Below are 18,084 nucleotides of genomic sequence, written 5' to 3' on the forward strand. Positions count from 1 at the left end.
ATTCGCGGCTCGTCTGCGTTTACAGACGGGTGTGGCATCTGCATTTCGCGGTTCGGCTGCCGTAGGGCAGCCCCGGCGGCGCAGGCCCGGGGATGGGTTCGCCGATGGGGTCGCAGGGGCAGGCAATAGGCCGCCCGGCGACGAAGATTGGTTGAGAGATGGCATCTGGTGAAGAAAGGAGCAAGCCTAGCGTGACGCGGAGACTGACACGGGCCGAGGTTCCGGTGGAGCAGACCTGGCGTCTGAGCGATCTTTTCCCCACGCAGGCCGACTGGGAGCGGGAGTTGGAGGCCATCGCCGCCGACGCGTCCCGGGTCACCCAGTACCGGGGCCGGCTGGGCGAGGGCGCATCCGTGCTGCTCAGCTGCCTGACGGAGTACGAGCGGCTGCGGGAGCGGCTGACTCGGGCCGGCGCCTACGCCAGCCTGCGGTTCTCCGAAGATGGGTCCAACCCGAAGAACCAGGCGGTGCGCGCCAAAGGGCAGGCTCTGATGGCGCAGATGGGCGCGGCTTTCGCTTTCCTGCAGTCGGAGCTCCTGGCCCTGCCCGAGGGCACGGTGGAGCGATACCTGGCCGAGGAGCCCGGCCTCGCGCCATTCCGGCGCTGGCTGGAGCAGGTCCTGGCCATGCGGCCCCATACCCTGCACCCGGAGACCGAATCGGCGCTCGCCGCCCTGATCGAGGTCACCGGCGCGCCGTACGTCATCTACAACCAGGTCAAGGCCGGCGATATGCGCTTCGACCCTATTGAAGTGGACGGCGAGTCGGTGCCGGTATCCTTCGCCACATACGAGGAACGGCTGGAGCGCTCGGCCGACGTCGAGACCCGGCGGGCCGCTTTCCGCAGCTTCTCCGCCGGGCTGCGCCGGTACCAGCACACCCTGGCCGCGGCGTTCGCCGCAGAGGTGAAGAAGAACGTGGTCCTGGCGCGGCTCAGGGGCTACGAGTCGGCGACCCACATGCTGCTGCACCCGCAGGAGGTCAGCATCGACGTCTACCACAACATCCTGGACGTCATCCAGGCCGAGCTGGCCCCGCACATGCGGCGGTACGCCCGGCTGCGCAGGCGGGTGTTGGGGCTGGACCGGCTGCTGTACTGCGACATCGAGGCGCCGCTGGATCCCGGGTACAACCCGGGCGTTACCTTCGCCGAGGGCGCGCAGATCATCCTCGACGGGCTGGCTGTGCTCGGTGACGAGTACATCGACATCGTCCGCACCGCGCTGACGGACCGCTGGATCGACTGGTGCGACAACGTCGGGAAGTCCACCGGCGCGTTCTGTTCGTCCCCGTATGGCGCCCACCCGTACATCCTGATCTCCTGGGCCGATACCATGCGCAACGTCCTGGTGCTGGCGCATGAGCTGGGGCACGCCTGCCACCTGACGCTGGCCCAGCGGAACCAGTCGGTATTGAACTTCCGCCCGTCGACGTTCTTCATCGAAGCGCCGTCGACGATCAACGAGCTGCTGGTCGGGCAGCATATCATGCGCGGCACGGCCGACCCCCGCATGCGCCGGTGGGTGATCATGCAGCTGCTGGCCACGTACCATCACAACTTCGTGCGCCATCTGCTGGAGGGCGAGCTGCAGCGGCGGATCTACGCCCTGGCCGAGGCCGGTACGCCCATCACGGCCGTTACCCTGTCGGAGACGAAGGGCCGGATCCTGGAGGAGTTCTGGGGCGGCGAGGTCGAGATCGACGACGATGCCAGGCTGACCTGGATGCGTCAGCCCCATTACTACATGGGGCTGTACCCGTACACGTACTCGGCTGGCCTGACCGTCGGGACCGCGGTCGCGCAGGCCATCCGTGACGAGGGGCAGCCGGCGGTGGAGCGCTGGCTCCGCGTGCTGAAGGCCGGCGGCACGCGGAAGCCGCTGGAGCTGGCGCAGATGGCGGGCGTCGACCTCTCCACTCCGGAGCCGATTCGTGCCGCGGTCGCGTTTGTCGGATCGCTGGTGGACGAACTGGAGCAGAGTTTTTAGAACAGATTTGCCATGAATTCCCTGGTTGACGGCGGCGGACGGAGCTGTTACAATACCTCACTGTCGGGGCCGGGTCACGGCCGCTGGACGGCGCAGCGCCCGTCCCGCCGTCAACCGAACACCGCGGGGTGGAGCAGCCAGGTAGCTCGTCGGGCTCATAACCCGGAGGTCGAGGGTTCAAATCCCTCCCCCGCAACCAACGGGACTTCGGAAGCGGCGCAGGCCGCTTCCGAAGTTGTCTGCCCGGGCGCCGGTCGGTACGAACTGGTCGGTTGACAGATTCCCGGGAGATTGCTAAACTGATTAAGCTGTTTGCATCCTTCGTGGTGCAACCGCATCGTGGGGCTATAGCTCAGTTGGGAGAGCGCGTGAATCGCACTCACGAGGTCAGGGGTTCGAATCCCCTTAGCTCCACCAGGTTCCGGAGAGGTGTCCGAGTGGTTTAAGGTGCAGCATTGGAAATGCTGTGTACGGGAAACCGTACCGTGGGTTCGAATCCCACCCTCTCCGCCAATTTGGGTCTTCACAACGGCTCAAATACCTGCTACACTACTGGACGGACCGCTAGCTCAATTGGTAGAGCATCCGACTCTTAATCGGCAGGTTGTAGGTTCGAGTCCTACGCGGTCCACCATTTTTGGCCCCATCGTCTAGAGGTCTAGGACGGCGCCCTCTCACGGCGCAAACAGGGGTTCGAATCCCCTTGGGGTCACCATTTTCCTTCGGAGAGGTGTCCGAGGGGTTTAAGGTGCCGCTCTCGAAAAGCGGTGTGGTGATGAGCCACCGTGGGTTCGAATCCCACCCTCTCCGCCATCGATCTCGCTGGGGATTGGGGTAACGGTAGCCCGCCTGACTCTGGATCAGGTAGTCTAGGTTCGAATCCTAGATCCCCAACCAAGGATTCCGGCATAGCTCAACGGTAGAGCATCCGGCTGTTAACCGGAGGGTTGTAGGTTCGAATCCTACTGCCGGAGCCAGCTGCGGGTTTAGCTCAGTTGGTAGAGCGCCACCTTGCCAAGGTGGAGGTCGCGAGTTCGAGTCTCGTAACCCGCTCCAGTTCGTGGGGCTATAGCTCAGTTGGGAGAGCGCTTGAATGGCATTCAAGAGGTCAGGGGTTCGACTCCCCTTAGCTCCACCAGCGCGGTGGTAGGTGACTGCCACCGTCTTCTAATGCGCGGTTAGCTCAGTTGGGAGAGCGCATGATTGACGTTCATGAGGTCAGAGGTTCGATCCCTCTACCGCGCACCAAGGTGTCTGGAGGAAGTGGGCGGCAGCTCCTTCCGAAGACGCCTGCCGTTGAGGCTGACGCTGGCCGGAAGCGCCGCAGGGCGCTTCCAGGAGCGCACGCCCGAAGGCGTCATCTACGGCGCCGGGGCGGGATGTTTCCAGTCGCATACCTACGGAGGCGTGGTGTAGAGGCCTAACATGCGGCCCTGTCACGGCCGAGATCGCGGGTTCGAATCCCGTCGCCTCCGCCAGCAAGGGCGAGGCCGCCCTTCGGGTGGCCTCGTCCACTCTGCGCCGATGGCGCAGGTGCAATCTCCGGTTTGCGGAGCCGCCGGCCGGATGGAATCAACTGGCCGGTTGACACGGAGCCGGGAGATTGCTAAACTGGTGAAGCTGTCGCCTGACGGCAGCGAGATCTCGAACCTTGAAAACTGGACAGTGCAGAGAGGGAAGCCGAGCGAGCCGGTATTCCAAGGAGCCAACATCAAGCTTTCCACGGAGAGTTTGATCCTGGCTCAGGACGAACGCTGGCGGCGTGCCTAAGACATGCAAGTCGAGCGGGGTTTCGGGGCTTCGGCCCTGAGACCCAGCGGCGGACGGGTGAGTAACACGTGGATAACCTGCCCTCTGCTCTGGGATAACAGGCCGAAAGGCCTGCTAATACCGGATAAGCTCACGGACCCGCATGGGTTTGGGAGAAAAGGCGCTGGAGTCAGTGGCGCTGGCAGAGGAGGGGTCCGCGGCCCATTAGCTGGTTGGCGGGGTAACGGCCCACCAAGGCGACGATGGGTAGCCGGCCTGAGAGGGCGACCGGCCACACTGGGACTGAGACACGGCCCAGACTCCTACGGGAGGCAGCAGTCGGGAATTTTGCACAATGGCCGAAAGGCTGATGCAGCAACGCCGCGTGAGCGAAGAAGGCCTTCGGGTTGTAAAGCTCTGTTGCCTGCGAAGAAGGGCCCTGTCAGGAAATGGGCGGGGTTTGACGGTAGCAGGCGAGGAAGCCCCGGCAAACTACGTGCCAGCAGCCGCGGTAATACGTAGGGGGCGAGCGTTGTCCGGAATTACTGGGCGTAAAGGGCGTGTAGGCGGCCTGTTAAGTCAGGGGTGAAAGACCGGGGCTCAACCCCGGGGGTGCCTCTGAAACTGGCGGGCTTGAGTGCTCTAGAGGGCAGTGGAATTCCCGGTGTAGCAGTGAAATGCGTAGAGATCGGGAGGAACACCAGTGGCGAAGGCGGCTGCCTGGGGAGTCACTGACGCTGAGGCGCGAAAGCTAGGGGAGCAAACAGGATTAGATACCCTGGTAGTCCTAGCCGTAAACGATGAGCGCTATGTGTGAGGGGTATCGACCCCCCTCGTGCAGTAGCTAACGCATTAAGCGCTCCGCCTGGGGAGTACGGCCGCAAGGTTGAAACTCAAAGGAATTGACGGGGGCCCGCACAAGCAGCGGAGCATGTGGTTTAATTCGAAGCAACGCGTAGAACCTTACCAGGGCTTGACATCCACCGAATCCTGCAGAGATGCGGGAGTGCCTCTCTAATGAGAGGAACGGTGAGATAGGTGGTGCATGGTTGTCGTCAGCTCGTGTCGTGAGATGTTGGGTTAAGTCCCGCAACGAGCGCAACCCCTGTCGCATGTTGCCAGCGGGTAAAGCCGGGCACTCATGCGAGACTGCCGGTGACAAACCGGAGGAAGGTGGGGATGACGTCAAATCATCATGCCCCTTATGTCCTGGGCTACACACGTGCTACAATGGCCGTCACAGAGCGAGCCGAACCTGCGAGGGGGAGGGAATCGCAAAAGGCGGTCTCAGTTCGGATCGCAGGCTGCAACTCGCCTGCGTGAAGTCGGAGTTGCTAGTAATCGCGGATCAGCATGCCGCGGTGAATACGTTCCCGGGCCTTGTACACACCGCCCGTCACACCATGGGAGCTGGCAACACCCGAAGTCGGTGAGCTAACCCGCAAGGGAGGCAGCCGCCGAAGGTGGGGCCGGTGACTGGGGTGAAGTCGTAACAAGGTAGCCGTATCGGAAGGTGCGGCTGGATCACCTCCTTTCTAAGGAGACAGCTTCCCCGGAAAGGGGAAGGACTCCTAGGTCGATCCTCGGCTTGCGGAAGCGGGTCGAGGCAAGCTGACGGCTTGCAAGGCGACCGATCTGCACTGTCTGGTTTTGAGGGTTCGAGAGGACCGCCTTTTCGGGCGGCCACTTCTTGGACTTCCTCACCTTCCGGGACTTGTGGGTTGTGAGGGGCCGGTGAGACCGGTATACTCAGAGCTCCTGGTCCGCAGGTCGTACCTTGAAAACTGCACAGTGGACGCACAGCGCGGGAAGCGCTGACAGCGAAATCAAGCTGGAAAGGGCACACGGCGGATGCCTGGGCGCCAGGCGCCGATGAAGGACGTGGCAAGCTGCGATAAGCCTCGGGGAGCCGCAAGCAGGCGTAGATCCGGGGATCTCCGAATGGGGCAACCCGGCTGGCGTAATGGCCAGTCACCCACAGCTGAATCCATAGGCTGTGAGGAGGGCACCGCCCGAACTGAAACATCTCAGTAGGGCGAGGAAAAGAAATCAACCGAGATTCCCTCAGTAGCGGCGAGCGAACGGGGAGGAGCCTAAACCAGTTCCGGGTAACCGGGGCTGGGGTTGCGGGACGCCGATGAAGCGATGCTCCTGAGCCTAGCTGAACAGGTCTGGAAAGGCCGGCCACAGAAGGTAATAGCCCTGTAGGCGAAAGGTGAAGGACCGCTTGGCGGATCCCAAGTACCACGGGACACGAGGAATCCCGTGGGAATCCGGGGGGACCACCCTCCAAGGCTAAATACGCCTGGCGACCGATAGTGAACCAGTACCGTGAGGGAAAGGTGAAAAGCACCGCGGGAGCGGAGTGAAAGAGACCCTGAAACCGTGTGCCTACAAGCAGTACGAGCCCCGTACGTGGGTGAGTGCGTGCCTATTGAAGAATGAACCGGCGAGTTACGGTCACTGGCATGGTTAAGGGCCTCAGGCCCGGAGCCGAAGCGAAAGCGAGTCTGAAGAGGGCGTAGTCAGTGGCTGTAGACCCGAAACCCGGTGATCTATCCATGGCCAGGGTGAAGCGGGGGTAAGACCTCGTGGAGGCCCGAACCGGTCAGTGTTGAAAAACTGTCGGATGAGCTGTGGATAGGGGTGAAAAGCCAAACGAACCGGGAGATAGCTGGTTCTCCCCGAAATAGCTTTAGGGCTAGCGTCGGCAGAGAAGCTTGCTGGAGGTAGAGCACTGATTGGGCTAGGGGCCCTATCGGTTACCGAACCCAGTCAAACTCCGAATGCCAGCAAGTATGGCCGGCAGTCAGACGGCGAGCGCTAAGGTCCGTCGTCAAGAGGGAAACAGCCCAGACCGCCAGCTAAGGTCCCCAAGTCTCTGCTAAGTGGTCAAGGATGTGGCGTTGTAGAGACAACCAGGATGTTGGCTTAGAAGCAGCCATCATTGAAAGAGTGCGTAACAGCTCACTGGTCGAATGACGCTGCGCCATAAATACTCGGGGCTAAGCAGAGCACCGAAGCTGCGGACTGCCGTAGGGCAGTGGTAGGGGAGCGTTCCATGTGCGGCGAAGGTCGACCGGAAGGACGGCTGGAGCGCATGGAAGTGAGAATGCCGGTATGAGTAGCGAAAAGACAGGTGAGAATCCTGTCCACCGAAAGCCTAAGGATTCCTGAGCAAGGCTCGTCCGCTCAGGGTCAGTCGGGACCTAAGCCGAGGCCGAATGGCGTAGGCGATGGGAAACAGGTCGACATTCCTGTACCACCTACGGGTCGCTTGACCGATGCGGGGACGCAGGAGGCTAGGGGGACCCGGCCGCTGGTTGAGCCGGGGTAAGCGGGTAGCGTGGCCCGGTAGGGAAGTCCGCCGGGCTAAACGTGAGACGCGATGCCGACCGAAATGAAGTAGGGAAGCCCCTGACGCCACACTGCCGAGAAAAGCCGCTAGGGAGACCCGGGGTGCCCGTACCGCAAACCGACACAGGTAGGCGGGGAGAGAATCCTCAGGTGCGCGGGAGAACCCTCGCTAAGGAACTCGGCAAAATGCATCCGTAACTTCGGGAGAAGGATGGCCCTCGAACCGTGAGCGGAGAGACGCCGCAGAGCGGGGGAGGGTTGCAGAGGAGAGGCCCAAGCGACTGTTTACCACAAACACAGGTCAGTGCTAAGCCGGAAGGCGACGTATACTGGCTGACGCCTGCCCGGTGCTGGAAGGTTAAGGGGAAGGGTCAGGCTGCAAGGCCGAAGCTCTGAACCGAAGCCCCAGTAAACGGCGGCCGTAACTATAACGGTCCTAAGGTAGCGAAATTCCTTGTCGGGTAAGTTCCGACCCGCACGAATGGCGTAACGACTTGGGCACTGTCTCGGCGAGGGACCCGGTGAAATTGCAATACCTGTGAAGATGCAGGTTACCTGCGATTGGACAGAAAGACCCCATGGAGCTTTACTGTAGCCTGGCATTGGATTTTGGTGGTGCGTGTACAGGATAGGTGGGAGCCTGCGAAGCCGGGTCGCCAGATTCGGTGGAGGCGCCGTTGGGATACCACCCTCGCAGCATCGAAGTTCTAACACAGGCCCCTGGAGCGGGGCCGTGGACCGTGCCAGGTGGGCAGTTTGACTGGGGCGGTCGCCTCCTAAAAGGTAACGGAGGCGCCCAAAGGTCCGCTCAGGATGGTTGGAAATCATCCGCGGAGTGCAAAGGCAGAAGCGGGCTTGACTGCGAGACAGACAGGTCGAGCAGGGTCGAAAGACGGGCTTAGTGATCCGGCGGTTCCGGGTGGAAGGGCCGTCGCTCAACGGATAAAAGCTACCCTGGGGATAACAGGCTGATCTCCCCCAAGAGTCCACATCGACGGGGAGGTTTGGCACCTCGATGTCGGCTCATCGCATCCTCGGGCTGAAGTCGGTCCGAAGGGTTCGGCTGTTCGCCGATTAAAGCGGTACGCGAGCTGGGTTCAGAACGTCGTGAGACAGTTCGGTCCCTATCCATCGCAGGCGGAGGAGATTTGACGGGATCTGCCCCTAGTACGAGAGGACCGGGGTGGACGGCCCGCTGGTGTACCAGTTATCCCGCCAGGGGTACAGCTGGGTAGCCATGGCCGGAACGGATAAGCGCTGAAAGCATCTAAGCGCGAAGCCGGCCCGAAGATGAGATCTCCCATCCCGCAAGGGAGTAAGGCCCCTGGAAGATGACCAGGTAGATAGGCCGGGAGTGGAAGTGCCGTAAGGCATGGAGCGGACCGGTACTAATCGGCCGAGGGCTTGATTTCGCTGGTGTGTGTTCACTGTGTGGTTTTGAGGGTAAGACCTCCAAGGTTTTGGGTGGCGATGCCGGAGGGGATCACCCGTTCCCATTCCGAACACGGAAGTTAAGCCCTCCAGGGCCGAAGGTACTCCGCAAGGGGGAGAATAGGTCGCTGCCCAAACTCATTTGGAGACCGCCGCAGGCGATGCGGCGGTCTCTTGTATTACCGGAACTTGAAGACCGCCGCACGGGTTGCGGCGGTCTTCGGCATTGCGGCCGGATTGCGAGCCGGAGTAGCCCACGTGGATTATCATGGCTCACTCAGTTATACCTGGACGGATCCGACGTTATTCTTATAACCCTTGTCAGACAAAGAGAGCATGGGCTCCCCCGCAGTACCGCCAAACTTTCCGCTCACCCGCATGGGTGAATTTGCCAGTCGGGTGATTGAAAAGAGCGAATAGAACGGATACACTGACGCCGGATCCTACTCTATCGCAAACGGGGGGGTATCGCATGGGTGTAGGCAAGAAGCTCTTGTCCAGCATGCTGGCGGCTTCTGTCCTGCTCTCGGCCGGGTCGGCCGTGGCTTTGGCGGACACGCCGGACCGGTCCGAACTGCCCGAGTTGAAGGCGCCGCTGGCACCCAGGGCAGAGCGCACCATCACCACCAAGTCGCAGCCTGAACGGGTGGTGACCACCGACCTCACCAGGGACAGGGGGGTGCGACAGTACTTCGTGGAGCTCGAAGGGCCTTCCGGCGTCGAGATGCAGGCCAAGGCCCTTCAGGGAGGCGTGCGGGCGCAGAACCTGGCCAGCATGACCCGCGCACACCTGCAAAGCCTCGAGCGGGAGCAGCAGGCCGTCCTCCAGCAGATCCGGAGCCTGAGGAGCGCCGGCAGCAACGTCCAGGTGCTCTACCAGGTCAAGAACGTGCTCAACGGCTTCGCGGTCCGCACGGATGAGGCCGGCGCGGAGATGATCCGCAACATCCCTGGCGTCAAGTCCGTCTCGGTCATGGAGCTGCACGAGCGCGGCCACGTCGGCTCGGTCCCGCTCATCGGCGGGCCCGAGGTCTGGCGTAACTTCGGGGTTCTGGGCGAGGGGATCAAGGTCGCCGTTATTGATACGGGCATCGATTATATCCATACGAACTTCGGCGGCCCCGGCACCCCGGAAGCCTACGAGCTGGATACGACACAGCTGAACGAGTACTTCCCCAACGCGAAGGTGGTCGGCGGCTGGGACTTCGCGGGCGACGACTATGACGCCGGCTCCGACGACCCGAGGAAGACCATTCCGCGGCCCGATCCCAACCCGATGGACTGCCCGGTTGAGCGGGGCGGCGGCCACGGCACCCATGTGGCCGGTACCATCGCCGGCTACGGTGTGAACGCGGACGGCACCACCTACACGGGGCCGTACGATGCCTCCATTCCGCTCGACTCCATGCGCATTGGGCCGGGCGTCGCCCCGCTGGCCGAGCTGTACGCCCTGCGCGTCTTCGGCTGCGAAGGCAGCACCGGCCTCGTGATCCAGGCCCTGGACTGGGTTGTGGACCCGAACGGGGACGGCGACTACTCCGATCGGATGGACGTCGCCAATCTGTCGCTGGGCTCCATCTTCGGCGGCCCTGACGACCCGACCGCCCGTGCGGCCGACAACGCCGCCCTGGCCGGCGTCCTGGTCGCCATCTCGGCGGGCAACTCCGGCGATGTCTACTACATCACCGGCAGCCCGAGCACCTCGACCCGCGCCATCAGCGTCGCTGCGGCGGTGGACGCGGTGGACGTGGTGGACGGCTTCCGCATTGACGCCCCGGCTGAGGTCGCCGGCCTCTACGGCGGCACGGTCGGCCAGAACTACGACTGGCTGGCGATGGCCGAGCCCGTCACCGCGCCGGTCGTCTACGACCCGGCCAACCCCGGCGGCTGCAGCCCGTGGTCGGCGGGCGCCCTGGAGGGCAAGATCGTCTTCGTCGACTGGGTGCCCGAGGGCTACGACACCTTCCCGTGCGGCTCGGCTGCCCGCGCCAATAACGCCGCAGATGCCGGCGCCGTCGGCATCATCATGGCGGAGCCCGGGCCGTTCCTGACCACGGCCATCGCGGGCAACGACCGCATCCCCAGCATCCTGACCGTCAGCACGGCCGCCAAGGCCATCAAGGACAACCTGGACAAGGGCGTCGTGGCCACCCTGAGCAACGAGTGGCTCGGTTCGGTCACGATCGAGACCCCTGAGCGGATCGACACGCTGGCGGACTTCAGCTCCCGCGGCCCGCGCAAGGGCAACGCGCTGAAGCCGGACGTCGCGGCGCCGGGCGTCTCCATCTTCTCCGCACGCGCCGGCAGCGGCAACCAGGGCATCTCCTTCAACGGCACCTCGATGGCCGCTCCGCACGTCGCCGGCATCCTGGCCCTGCTCCGGGAGAAGAACCCCGACTGGACCGTCGAGGAGATCAAGGCCCTGGTGATGAACACCGCCGGCCATGACCTCTACGAGGAGCTCGGCCGGGAGGGCAACCGCTACGGCCAGTCCCGCATCGGCGCCGGCCGGGTGGACGTGGCCAGGGCCATCGACAACCAGGTGATCGCCTACAGCGCCGATGATCCCGGTGCGGTGAGCGTCTCCTTCGGCGCCGTCGAGGTCGTGGACCACGCGACCTTCGAGCGGCGGGTGAAGGTGGTCAACCACACCAACCGCACGGTGACCTACCGGCCCAGCGTGGACCTGTTCGCCGAGATTCCGGGGCTGGAGTACAGCTTCCCCGACGGGGACGTGACGGTTCCGGCCCGCGGCTCCGCCACCTTCCGGGTGCGCCTTACCGCGGACGCTTCGCAGATGCGGGCGACCCACGACCCCACGGTCGCGGAGACCCAGTTCGGCTACACCCGGGCGTGGCTGCCCGAGCACAGCGGCGTCATCCTGCTGAAGCCGATCAACAGCGCCCCCGGCGCCGCGGCCACCCTGCGGGTGCCCGTCTACGTCACTGCCCGCCCGGCGGCGGACATCGAGATGGTGGAGGACAGCCTCACCTTCACCGGCTCCTGGGGCTATGACATGGTGACCATGACTGGCACCGGTCTGAACACCGGCGGCGACACCCAGTACGATTACCTCTCCTTCGTGACGCCGTTTGAGTTGCAGCACGTCGGCTCCGTGGACGCCCTGGACAAGGCCGCCGGCATCGGGCCGAGCGCGATCACCGGCGTGGTCCAGTACGCGGGCGTGACCACGGATGCGCTGGCCGTCGCTTCGTGGGGGCTGCCGCTGGATTACGCTGAGCTCTACTTCGGTATCGTCGCCCACGCCGACTGGTCCACGCCGGCGCAGGAGGTCTTCTACGAGGTGGAGATCCGGCCCGAGGGCAGCAGCCAGACCTATTACGTGTACAACAGCCGCGCCGCCTTCCAGTCCGGCAGCTCTGTGGAGATCACGGACGTCATGGTCGCCTGCGTCGTGTCCGGCTGCTACCTCAACAACAACGGCCTCGGCTCCAGCGTCCAGACTGGCCTGTTCAACAACAACGTGCTGATCTTCCCGGTCTGGGCAACCGACGTGGGTCTCGGCAGCGCCCACACGAAGTTCCAGTGGCGCGTCGTGGCCGAGCACTACCGCTTCGGCGTGATTGACGTGACGCCGTGGTACGAGTACGACCTGGCCAACCCCGGCCTGGACTTCACCGACGCCGGCTGGTACATGGGTCAGCCGACGTGGGTTGCGCTGCCGGGCTACGGCGTGCCAGTCTTCTACGACGCGGCGGCTTACCAGGCCAACGGCTCCAAGGGCATCCTGCTGCTGCACAACCTCAACGCCAAGGGCAGCCGTGCGCAGGTGGTGGGCATCAACGTCACGCCCGCCGACACCGGCTTCGTCGACTGGCCCGAGAGCGTGATCTACGGCGACCAGCCGTTCACCGTGACCGCCAGGCACGAGTCCGCGCACATCGGCTCGCTGACGCAGGACATCTGCGAGGTCGGCCCCACCGAGAACGGTACCGCGACGGTGACGCCGCTCCTGGCGGGAGACTGCATCCTGCGGGCCCAGTTTGAGGGCAGCGAAGACGAGGCGCCGGCCTTCGCCGACCTGGTCATCCCGATCAAGAAGGCCGATCTCGTGGTCACCCCCAACTCCGTCACCCGGCTGATCGGTCAGGACAACCCCGAGCTGACCGGCACGGTGACGGGCCTGGTGGCCGGCGATGAGTCGATCCAGGTGCGGTACTCGACCACCGCTACGGCCTCCTCGCCGGAGGGCAGCTACCCGATCAAGGTGCACTTCGACGATCCCGAGGGGCGCCTGCCCAACTACAACGTCACGGTCCACGAGGCGTACGTGATCGTGGTCAGCGAGCTGGCCGAGGCCGTCTTCCCGGACGACTTCGACACCGTGCAGCCGGCGACAGGGTTCGTCATCGAGTTCCACTGGCTAGTGAACGGCACCCCGACTGAGAACCCGTCGGCCCTGGTGCGCATCCTCGATGCCGAGAGCGGCGCGGTCGTCACCTCCTTCGTGATGAACGGCGGCGGCCTGACCTACGAGGACGGCACCTACCGGGTGCAGTTCGATCCGCAGCGGTACGGCCTCGGTTCGGGCGACACCGTGACCATCCAGATCTACGTCAACCGCAAGCTCCGGAACCAGATCACGGTCACGCTGGAGTAAGGGGGCGAGGGCATGAAGATGAGGAAGTTGCACCTGCTGCTGGCGACGGCGGCGACCATCGCGGCCTTCGGCGTAGGCGGGGCCACGCTGGCCCTGCTGACCGACCAGGCGAGCCCGTCCTCGCACGAGTTCGTGGCCGGCACCCTCCGGCTTGACGGCCGGCGCGGCGGCGGCGACACCGTCCCGGGGCCCATGTTCTACCTGGGCGGCGACCAGGGGCTGAACCCCACCGGCGAGTGGGCGCCGGGCGACACGCAGGTCCGCTGGTTTGAGATCCAGAACGTCGGGACGCTGGCCGCCCGCATGACCAAGATCAGCGCCACGATGTCCGAGGGTGCCGATACGACCCTGGCCGAGCAGCTGTTCGTACGGGTGACCGATGAGTACGGGCTGGAAGTGGCCGCCGGAAGGCTGAGCGACTTCCTGGATGAGGAGGGTGAACCCTTCCGCGGCCCGGCCATCGAGCTGGAGCCCGGCGACATCCTGACCCTCACCTTCGAGGTCAGCCTGCCGCTCGGTACGACCGACGCGTTCCAGGGGTTGAGCGCGGAGTCCGTCACCTTCTCGGTGAGCGCCGAGCAGGTCCGGAACAACCCGTAACCCTCGGTCTGCAGACCCCCGGGCTGCGCTCTGCGCAGCCCGGGGGTCCACGCGTGCGCCCCCGGCGGCTCCGTATCCCATCCGCGCCGGCCGTGTACCGCGGCGAACCGCCATGCAGGGAATACGTGTTCGAGTGTCGAACTTCCTTTACCACCGGATACGCGATGACCACCGTCTCCGCGGTGGTCCTTTCTCGCGCCTTACCAAGTGCCACACGACAGTGCCCGTCAACTACAGCAGACTACGGAAAAGGAGAGAGGAGCTTGCGTCAGCAAGTCCGCCGCGACCTCATCCATCTCGCCTGGCCGACGGCGCTGGAGCAGCTGCTCGGCCTGGCCACGCAGATGGTCGACATGGCCTTCGTCGGCCGCGTCGGCGCCTACGCGGTCGCCGCCGTCGGCGTGGCCACCCAGCCGCTCTGGCTCACGTTCGGCCTCGCGGGTGCGCTGGGCGTGGGCATCATCGCCGTGGTGTCGCGCCTTGCAGGGGCCCGGGACGACGAGGGCGTGGAGCGGGCCGCGAGCACGGCCTCCTGGTTGGGGCTCGGGCTTGCCCTGCTGCTCGGGGCCGGGCTCTACTTCGGCGCGCCGTGGATCGTGAAGGTCATGGGCGCCCCGCCGGACGTGTATCCCCACGGCGTGATCTACCTGCAGGTCCTGGTTCCGGGACTGATCGGCCACTACTGGTTCAGCGCGATGTCGGCGGCCCTGCGCGCCGTCGGCGAGACCCGCATCCCCATGCTGCTCGCCCTGGTCGCCAACGCCGTCAACGTCGTGCTCGACTGGCTGCTCATCTTCGGCAACCTCGGCTTCCCCGCGCTGGGCCTGGCCGGTGCGGCCCTGGCCTCCTCCGTCGCCCGCTTCACGGAGGCGGCGGGGCTGCTGGTCGTGCTCCTGGTGCGGTCAGGACCCGTAGCGCTCCGGTGGCGAACGCTCTGGCGGTTCAGCCCGGACCTCTCCGCGCGCATCGTGCGGGTGGCTGTGCCCTCGGCCGTGGAGCGGTCCGCGTCCACCCTGTCGCTCGTCGTCTTCGCAATCCTCATCAACCGGCTGGGCACCGTCGCCATCGCCACCCAGCAGATCGCCTACGTCGTCGAGGACCTGATCTGGCTGGTGGCCTTCGGCCTGGGCACCAGCTGCGCCACGCTCATCGGCCAGTCGCTGGGGGCGCAGGATCCCGAGCGGGCGCGCCTGGCCATGCTGGAGGGGCTGCGCGTCGGCGCCGCCTTCACGTTGACCGTGGCGGCCAGCTTCCTGCTCATGCCGGGCGTGTACATGCGCATCTTCACGACGGATGCGCAGGTCATCGCGCTGGGCACCATGGCTTTGCGGGTCGCGGCCGCGGCCGACATCCCCATGGGGCTGGTGCTCATCCTCAGCGGCGGCCTGCAGGGGGCCGGCGACACGCGCGCGGCGGCCGTAATCACCCTGGTCGGCAGCTGGGGCGTGCGGTTGACCCTCGCGTACCTGATGATCGACGTGCTGGGCTGGGGGCTGTACGGCGCCTGGACCGCAGCGGCGTGTGACTGGGCGCTCCGGCTGGCGCTCTTCTGGAATCGGTTTGCCCGCGGACGCTGGAAGGAGATGGCCGTCTGAATGGATCGGATCGCCGCCCTAGTGCGGTCCGTCCCCCCGGTTCATGGGCACACTGCCCTTATGGCTCGATTTCGGCGTCGCGCATGGAGCCGCGCCCGGCCGTGCGCTACAATTTCCGCGGAGGGCATGTGAAAGGGTGAACAGCGCCGGGGAGGTGACGGTGTGAGGAAGCGGACGGCGGGCCTTCTCTGGGGGCTGCTGGGTATCGGCGCAAGCCTCGTCGCCTGGCACCTGGCCGCGCGGCGGTACCCGCCCTGGGCGGTGCCGACGCCGGTGGACGTCGCCCGGGAGCTGGTGCGGCTGGCCGGGGAGGGAGCCCTGCTGCAGGCCGTGGCCGTGACCACGGTCCGCACGCTGTCCGGCTTCGGCCTGGCCGTGCTGCTCGGGGGCGTGAGCGGCCTGCTCGCGGGGCTGTTGCGGCCGCTCGGGCAGGCGCTGGCGCCGGTCGTCACCGCCGTCCAGGGCGTTCCCCCCGTGGCGCTGATCATCGTGGCTCTGCTCTGGTTCGACGCGAACAGCACGGCCCCCGTCTTCACCATCGCGGTGGCCGTGCTGCCGATCATCTTCGCCGCCGCCCTGGAGGGGACCCGCTCGGTCGACCGCGGCCTGATCGAGATGGCCACGGTCTTCCGCACGCCCCGCCGGATGCTGGTCACCGAGGTCTACCTGCCCCATCTGCTTTCCTACCTGTTCCCCGCGCTGGTCTCGGGGCTGGGCCTGGCCTGGAAGGTGGCCCTGCTCGCCGAGCTGATGGCCGGCAGCCGCTCCGGGATGGGCGCCGGGCTGGGCGCAGCGCGCGTCAACCTGAACGTCGCCGGCATGTTCGCCTGGATCGCCGTGGTCGTCATCCTTCTGCTGGTGATGGAGAACCTGGTGCTCAGGCCGCTCAAACGCCGCCTGGAGCCCTGGCAGCGGGGCCGGGAAGGGGGTGGCGGCTGAGTGCTGACCTTGGAAAGCGTCAGCCACGCGTTCGGCGGCCACCCGGTCCTGGAGGACATCGACCTCCGGCTGGAGCCCGGCCAGGTCCTGGCGATCGTCGGCCGCTCCGGCTGCGGGAAGACGACCCTGCTGCAGATCGCGTCCGGCCTCCTCTCCCCGACCCGGGGGCGGGTGGAGAACCGGTTCCGCCGGCTGGCCTACGTGTTTCAGGAGCCGCGCCTCCTCCCGTGGCGCACGGCCTGGCAGAACATCGCGTTCGGTCTGAAGGCGATGGGGGCACCCCCGGCGGAGCAGCGCCGGGTGGCGTCGGCCCTCATCGAGCGGCTGGGTCTCGCCGGCGCCGCGGACAAGTACCCCCACGAGCTGAGCGGCGGCATGCGCCAGCGGGTGGCCCTGGGCCGGGCCCTGGCCATCGGGCCGGACCTGCTGCTGCTGGACGAGCCCTTCGGGGCGCTGGACCCCGGCCTCAGGGCCGACATGCAGCGGCTGCTGCTGGACCTCCTCGCGGAGCGGAAGGTGGCCGCGCTGTTTGTCACCCACGACCTTGCCGAGGCCGTGCGGGTGGGCGACGCGCTGATCGCGCTCTCGCCGGCGCCGGGCCGCATCATCGCCCGGGTGCCGCTGGGGCGCACGCCCCGCACCGATGCCGACGCCTACGTCCACCGCACCGTGGCCGCGATCTGGCCACAGGTCTCCGCAGCTTATCCTGACTAGGAGGAATGCCCCATGCGCCCGTTCAAGTCCACCTTTCCGAAGCTCATCGCCTGCTTCCTTGCGCTCGGCCTGCTGTGCGGCTGCGCAGGTCGGGCGCCTGAGAACCCGCCCGCCCGCCAGCCGGAGCAGACCCCGGCCGCAGAACAGACGCCGGCCGCGGAGCAGGCGCCGCAGGCAGAGCCGCTGACGGCGCTCCACCTGCAGGCGCCCTCGGCCCCGCCCTCGATCCTGCTGGCTCACCTGGCGTCGCAGGAGCGTCTGACCAGCCTGGTCCCGGAAGTCCAGTTCCAGGCCTTCCAGAACCTGGACCAGCTGCGCGCCGACATGGTCAAGGGCGCGGTGCAGGTGGCGGCGGTGCCGACCTACGTGGCCGCCAACCTGTACAACAAGGGGCTGCCGGTCCGGCTCCTCAACGTGACCGTGTGGGGCCACCTGTCGGTGCTGACCGCGGACCCGGACATCCAGAGCTGGGAGGACCTGAAGGGGAAGACGGTCTACATCCCCTTCAAGAACGACTCGCCCGACCTGATCTTCCGGACCGTCGCCAAGCTGGCCGGCGTGCCGGAGGAGGAGATGGGCCTGCAGTACGTCTCTGCCGCCCCGGAGGCCCTGCAGATGCTCATGGCCGGCAAGGCCGACGCCGCGGTGCTGCCCGAGCCGGTGGCCACCGCCGCGATCCTGCAGGGCAAGCAGAACAACATCCCCGTGCGGGAGCTGTTTGAGCTCCGGCAGGAGTGGGGCCGGGTGACCGGGCGGGAGCCCTTCATCCCGCAGATCGGCACGATCGCCGTCGCTGACCTGGTCGACCAGCATCCGGAGGTCATCGCCGCTGTCCAAGAAGGGCTGAAGGAGTCGGTGCAGTGGATCCAGGAGAACCCCGCCGACGCGGCGGCCCTGGGCGAGCCGCACCTCAGCGGGCTGAAGGCGCCGGTCATCCAGAACTCGCTGGACCGGACGCCGTTCCGGTTCCAGACCGCGACCGAAGCCCGGGAGGCGGTGGAGTTCTACTTCACCAAGCTGGCGGAGCTGAACCCGGAGATCATCGGCGGCCGGCTGCCCGACGACGGCTTCTACTACACCGGGGAGTGAT

7 protein-coding genes, 12 tRNA genes and 3 rRNA genes are annotated in these 18,084 nt (G+C 65.8%); all 22 read left to right on the plus strand.

Annotation, left to right across the window (positions count from 1 at the left end; translation table 11 throughout):
• The first annotated feature begins 191 nt into the window (after positions 1–191).
• Positions 192–1,988, plus strand: coding sequence for an oligoendopeptidase F (gene pepF, locus STH_RS03850; RefSeq protein WP_043713280.1), 1,797 nt, complete (start codon positions 192–194; stop codon positions 1,986–1,988).
• A gap of 122 nt (positions 1,989–2,110) precedes the next feature.
• Positions 2,111–2,187 (plus strand) — tRNA-Met (locus tag STH_RS03855).
• A gap of 142 nt (positions 2,188–2,329) precedes the next feature.
• Positions 2,330–2,405: transfer RNA gene (locus STH_RS03860), tRNA-Ala, on the plus strand.
• Positions 2,406–2,411: 6 nt separating this feature from the next.
• Positions 2,412–2,501 (plus strand) — tRNA-Ser (locus STH_RS03865).
• Between the two features lie 45 nt (positions 2,502–2,546).
• Positions 2,547–2,622: transfer RNA gene (locus STH_RS03870), tRNA-Lys, on the plus strand.
• Positions 2,623–2,627: 5 nt separating this feature from the next.
• Positions 2,628–2,703, plus strand: a tRNA-Glu gene (locus tag STH_RS03875).
• A gap of 9 nt (positions 2,704–2,712) precedes the next feature.
• Positions 2,713–2,801 (plus strand) — tRNA-Ser (locus tag STH_RS03880).
• A gap of 10 nt (positions 2,802–2,811) precedes the next feature.
• Positions 2,812–2,885: transfer RNA gene (locus STH_RS03885), tRNA-Gln, on the plus strand.
• A gap of 5 nt (positions 2,886–2,890) precedes the next feature.
• A tRNA-Asn gene (locus STH_RS03890) sits at positions 2,891–2,965 on the plus strand.
• A 3-nt stretch (positions 2,966–2,968) separates the two neighbouring features.
• Positions 2,969–3,044 (plus strand) — tRNA-Gly (locus tag STH_RS03895).
• A 6-nt stretch (positions 3,045–3,050) separates the two neighbouring features.
• A tRNA-Ala gene (locus STH_RS03900) sits at positions 3,051–3,126 on the plus strand.
• Positions 3,127–3,160: 34 nt separating this feature from the next.
• Positions 3,161–3,236: transfer RNA gene (locus STH_RS03905), tRNA-Val, on the plus strand.
• A gap of 153 nt (positions 3,237–3,389) precedes the next feature.
• Positions 3,390–3,466 (plus strand) — tRNA-Asp (locus tag STH_RS03910).
• Positions 3,467–3,707: 241 nt separating this feature from the next.
• Positions 3,708–5,272 (plus strand): 16S ribosomal RNA (locus STH_RS03915).
• Between the two features lie 289 nt (positions 5,273–5,561).
• A 23S ribosomal RNA gene (locus tag STH_RS03920) occupies positions 5,562–8,506 on the plus strand.
• Positions 8,507–8,554: 48 nt separating this feature from the next.
• A 5S ribosomal RNA gene (gene rrf / locus STH_RS03925) occupies positions 8,555–8,662 on the plus strand.
• The 16S, 23S and 5S rRNA genes sit together here with 12 tRNA genes alongside, the layout of an rRNA operon.
• A gap of 335 nt (positions 8,663–8,997) precedes the next feature.
• The gene (locus STH_RS03930) at positions 8,998–13,146 is read left to right on the plus strand and encodes a S8 family serine peptidase (RefSeq protein WP_043713283.1); all 4,149 of its coding nucleotides are present in this window, start codon (positions 8,998–9,000) and stop codon (positions 13,144–13,146) included.
• 12 nt (positions 13,147–13,158) lie between these two features.
• On the plus strand, positions 13,159–13,746 hold the full coding sequence (locus STH_RS03935) for a hypothetical protein (RefSeq protein WP_011194889.1): 588 nt from the start codon (positions 13,159–13,161) through the stop codon (positions 13,744–13,746).
• Between the two features lie 263 nt (positions 13,747–14,009).
• Entirely contained in the window at positions 14,010–15,341 is a 1,332-nt protein-coding gene (locus STH_RS03940; protein WP_043713286.1) for an MATE family efflux transporter, read from the plus strand.
• Positions 15,342–15,503: 162 nt separating this feature from the next.
• On the plus strand, positions 15,504–16,280 hold the full coding sequence (locus STH_RS03945) for an ABC transporter permease (RefSeq protein ID WP_011194891.1): 777 nt from the start codon (positions 15,504–15,506) through the stop codon (positions 16,278–16,280).
• The gene (locus tag STH_RS03950; RefSeq protein WP_011194892.1) at positions 16,281–16,994 is read left to right on the plus strand and encodes an ABC transporter ATP-binding protein; all 714 of its coding nucleotides are present in this window, start codon (positions 16,281–16,283) and stop codon (positions 16,992–16,994) included.
• Positions 16,995–17,006: 12 nt separating this feature from the next.
• Positions 17,007–18,083: an ABC transporter substrate-binding protein gene (locus tag STH_RS03955; RefSeq protein WP_011194893.1), complete on the plus strand. Its 1,077-nt coding sequence runs from the start codon at positions 17,007–17,009 to the stop codon at positions 18,081–18,083.
• Position 18,084: the final 1 nt, after the last annotated feature.

The sequence above is a fragment of the Symbiobacterium thermophilum IAM 14863 genome (genome assembly GCF_000009905.1).
In the GTDB taxonomy this organism is placed as follows: domain Bacteria; phylum Bacillota; class Sulfobacillia; order Symbiobacteriales; family Symbiobacteriaceae; genus Symbiobacterium; species Symbiobacterium thermophilum.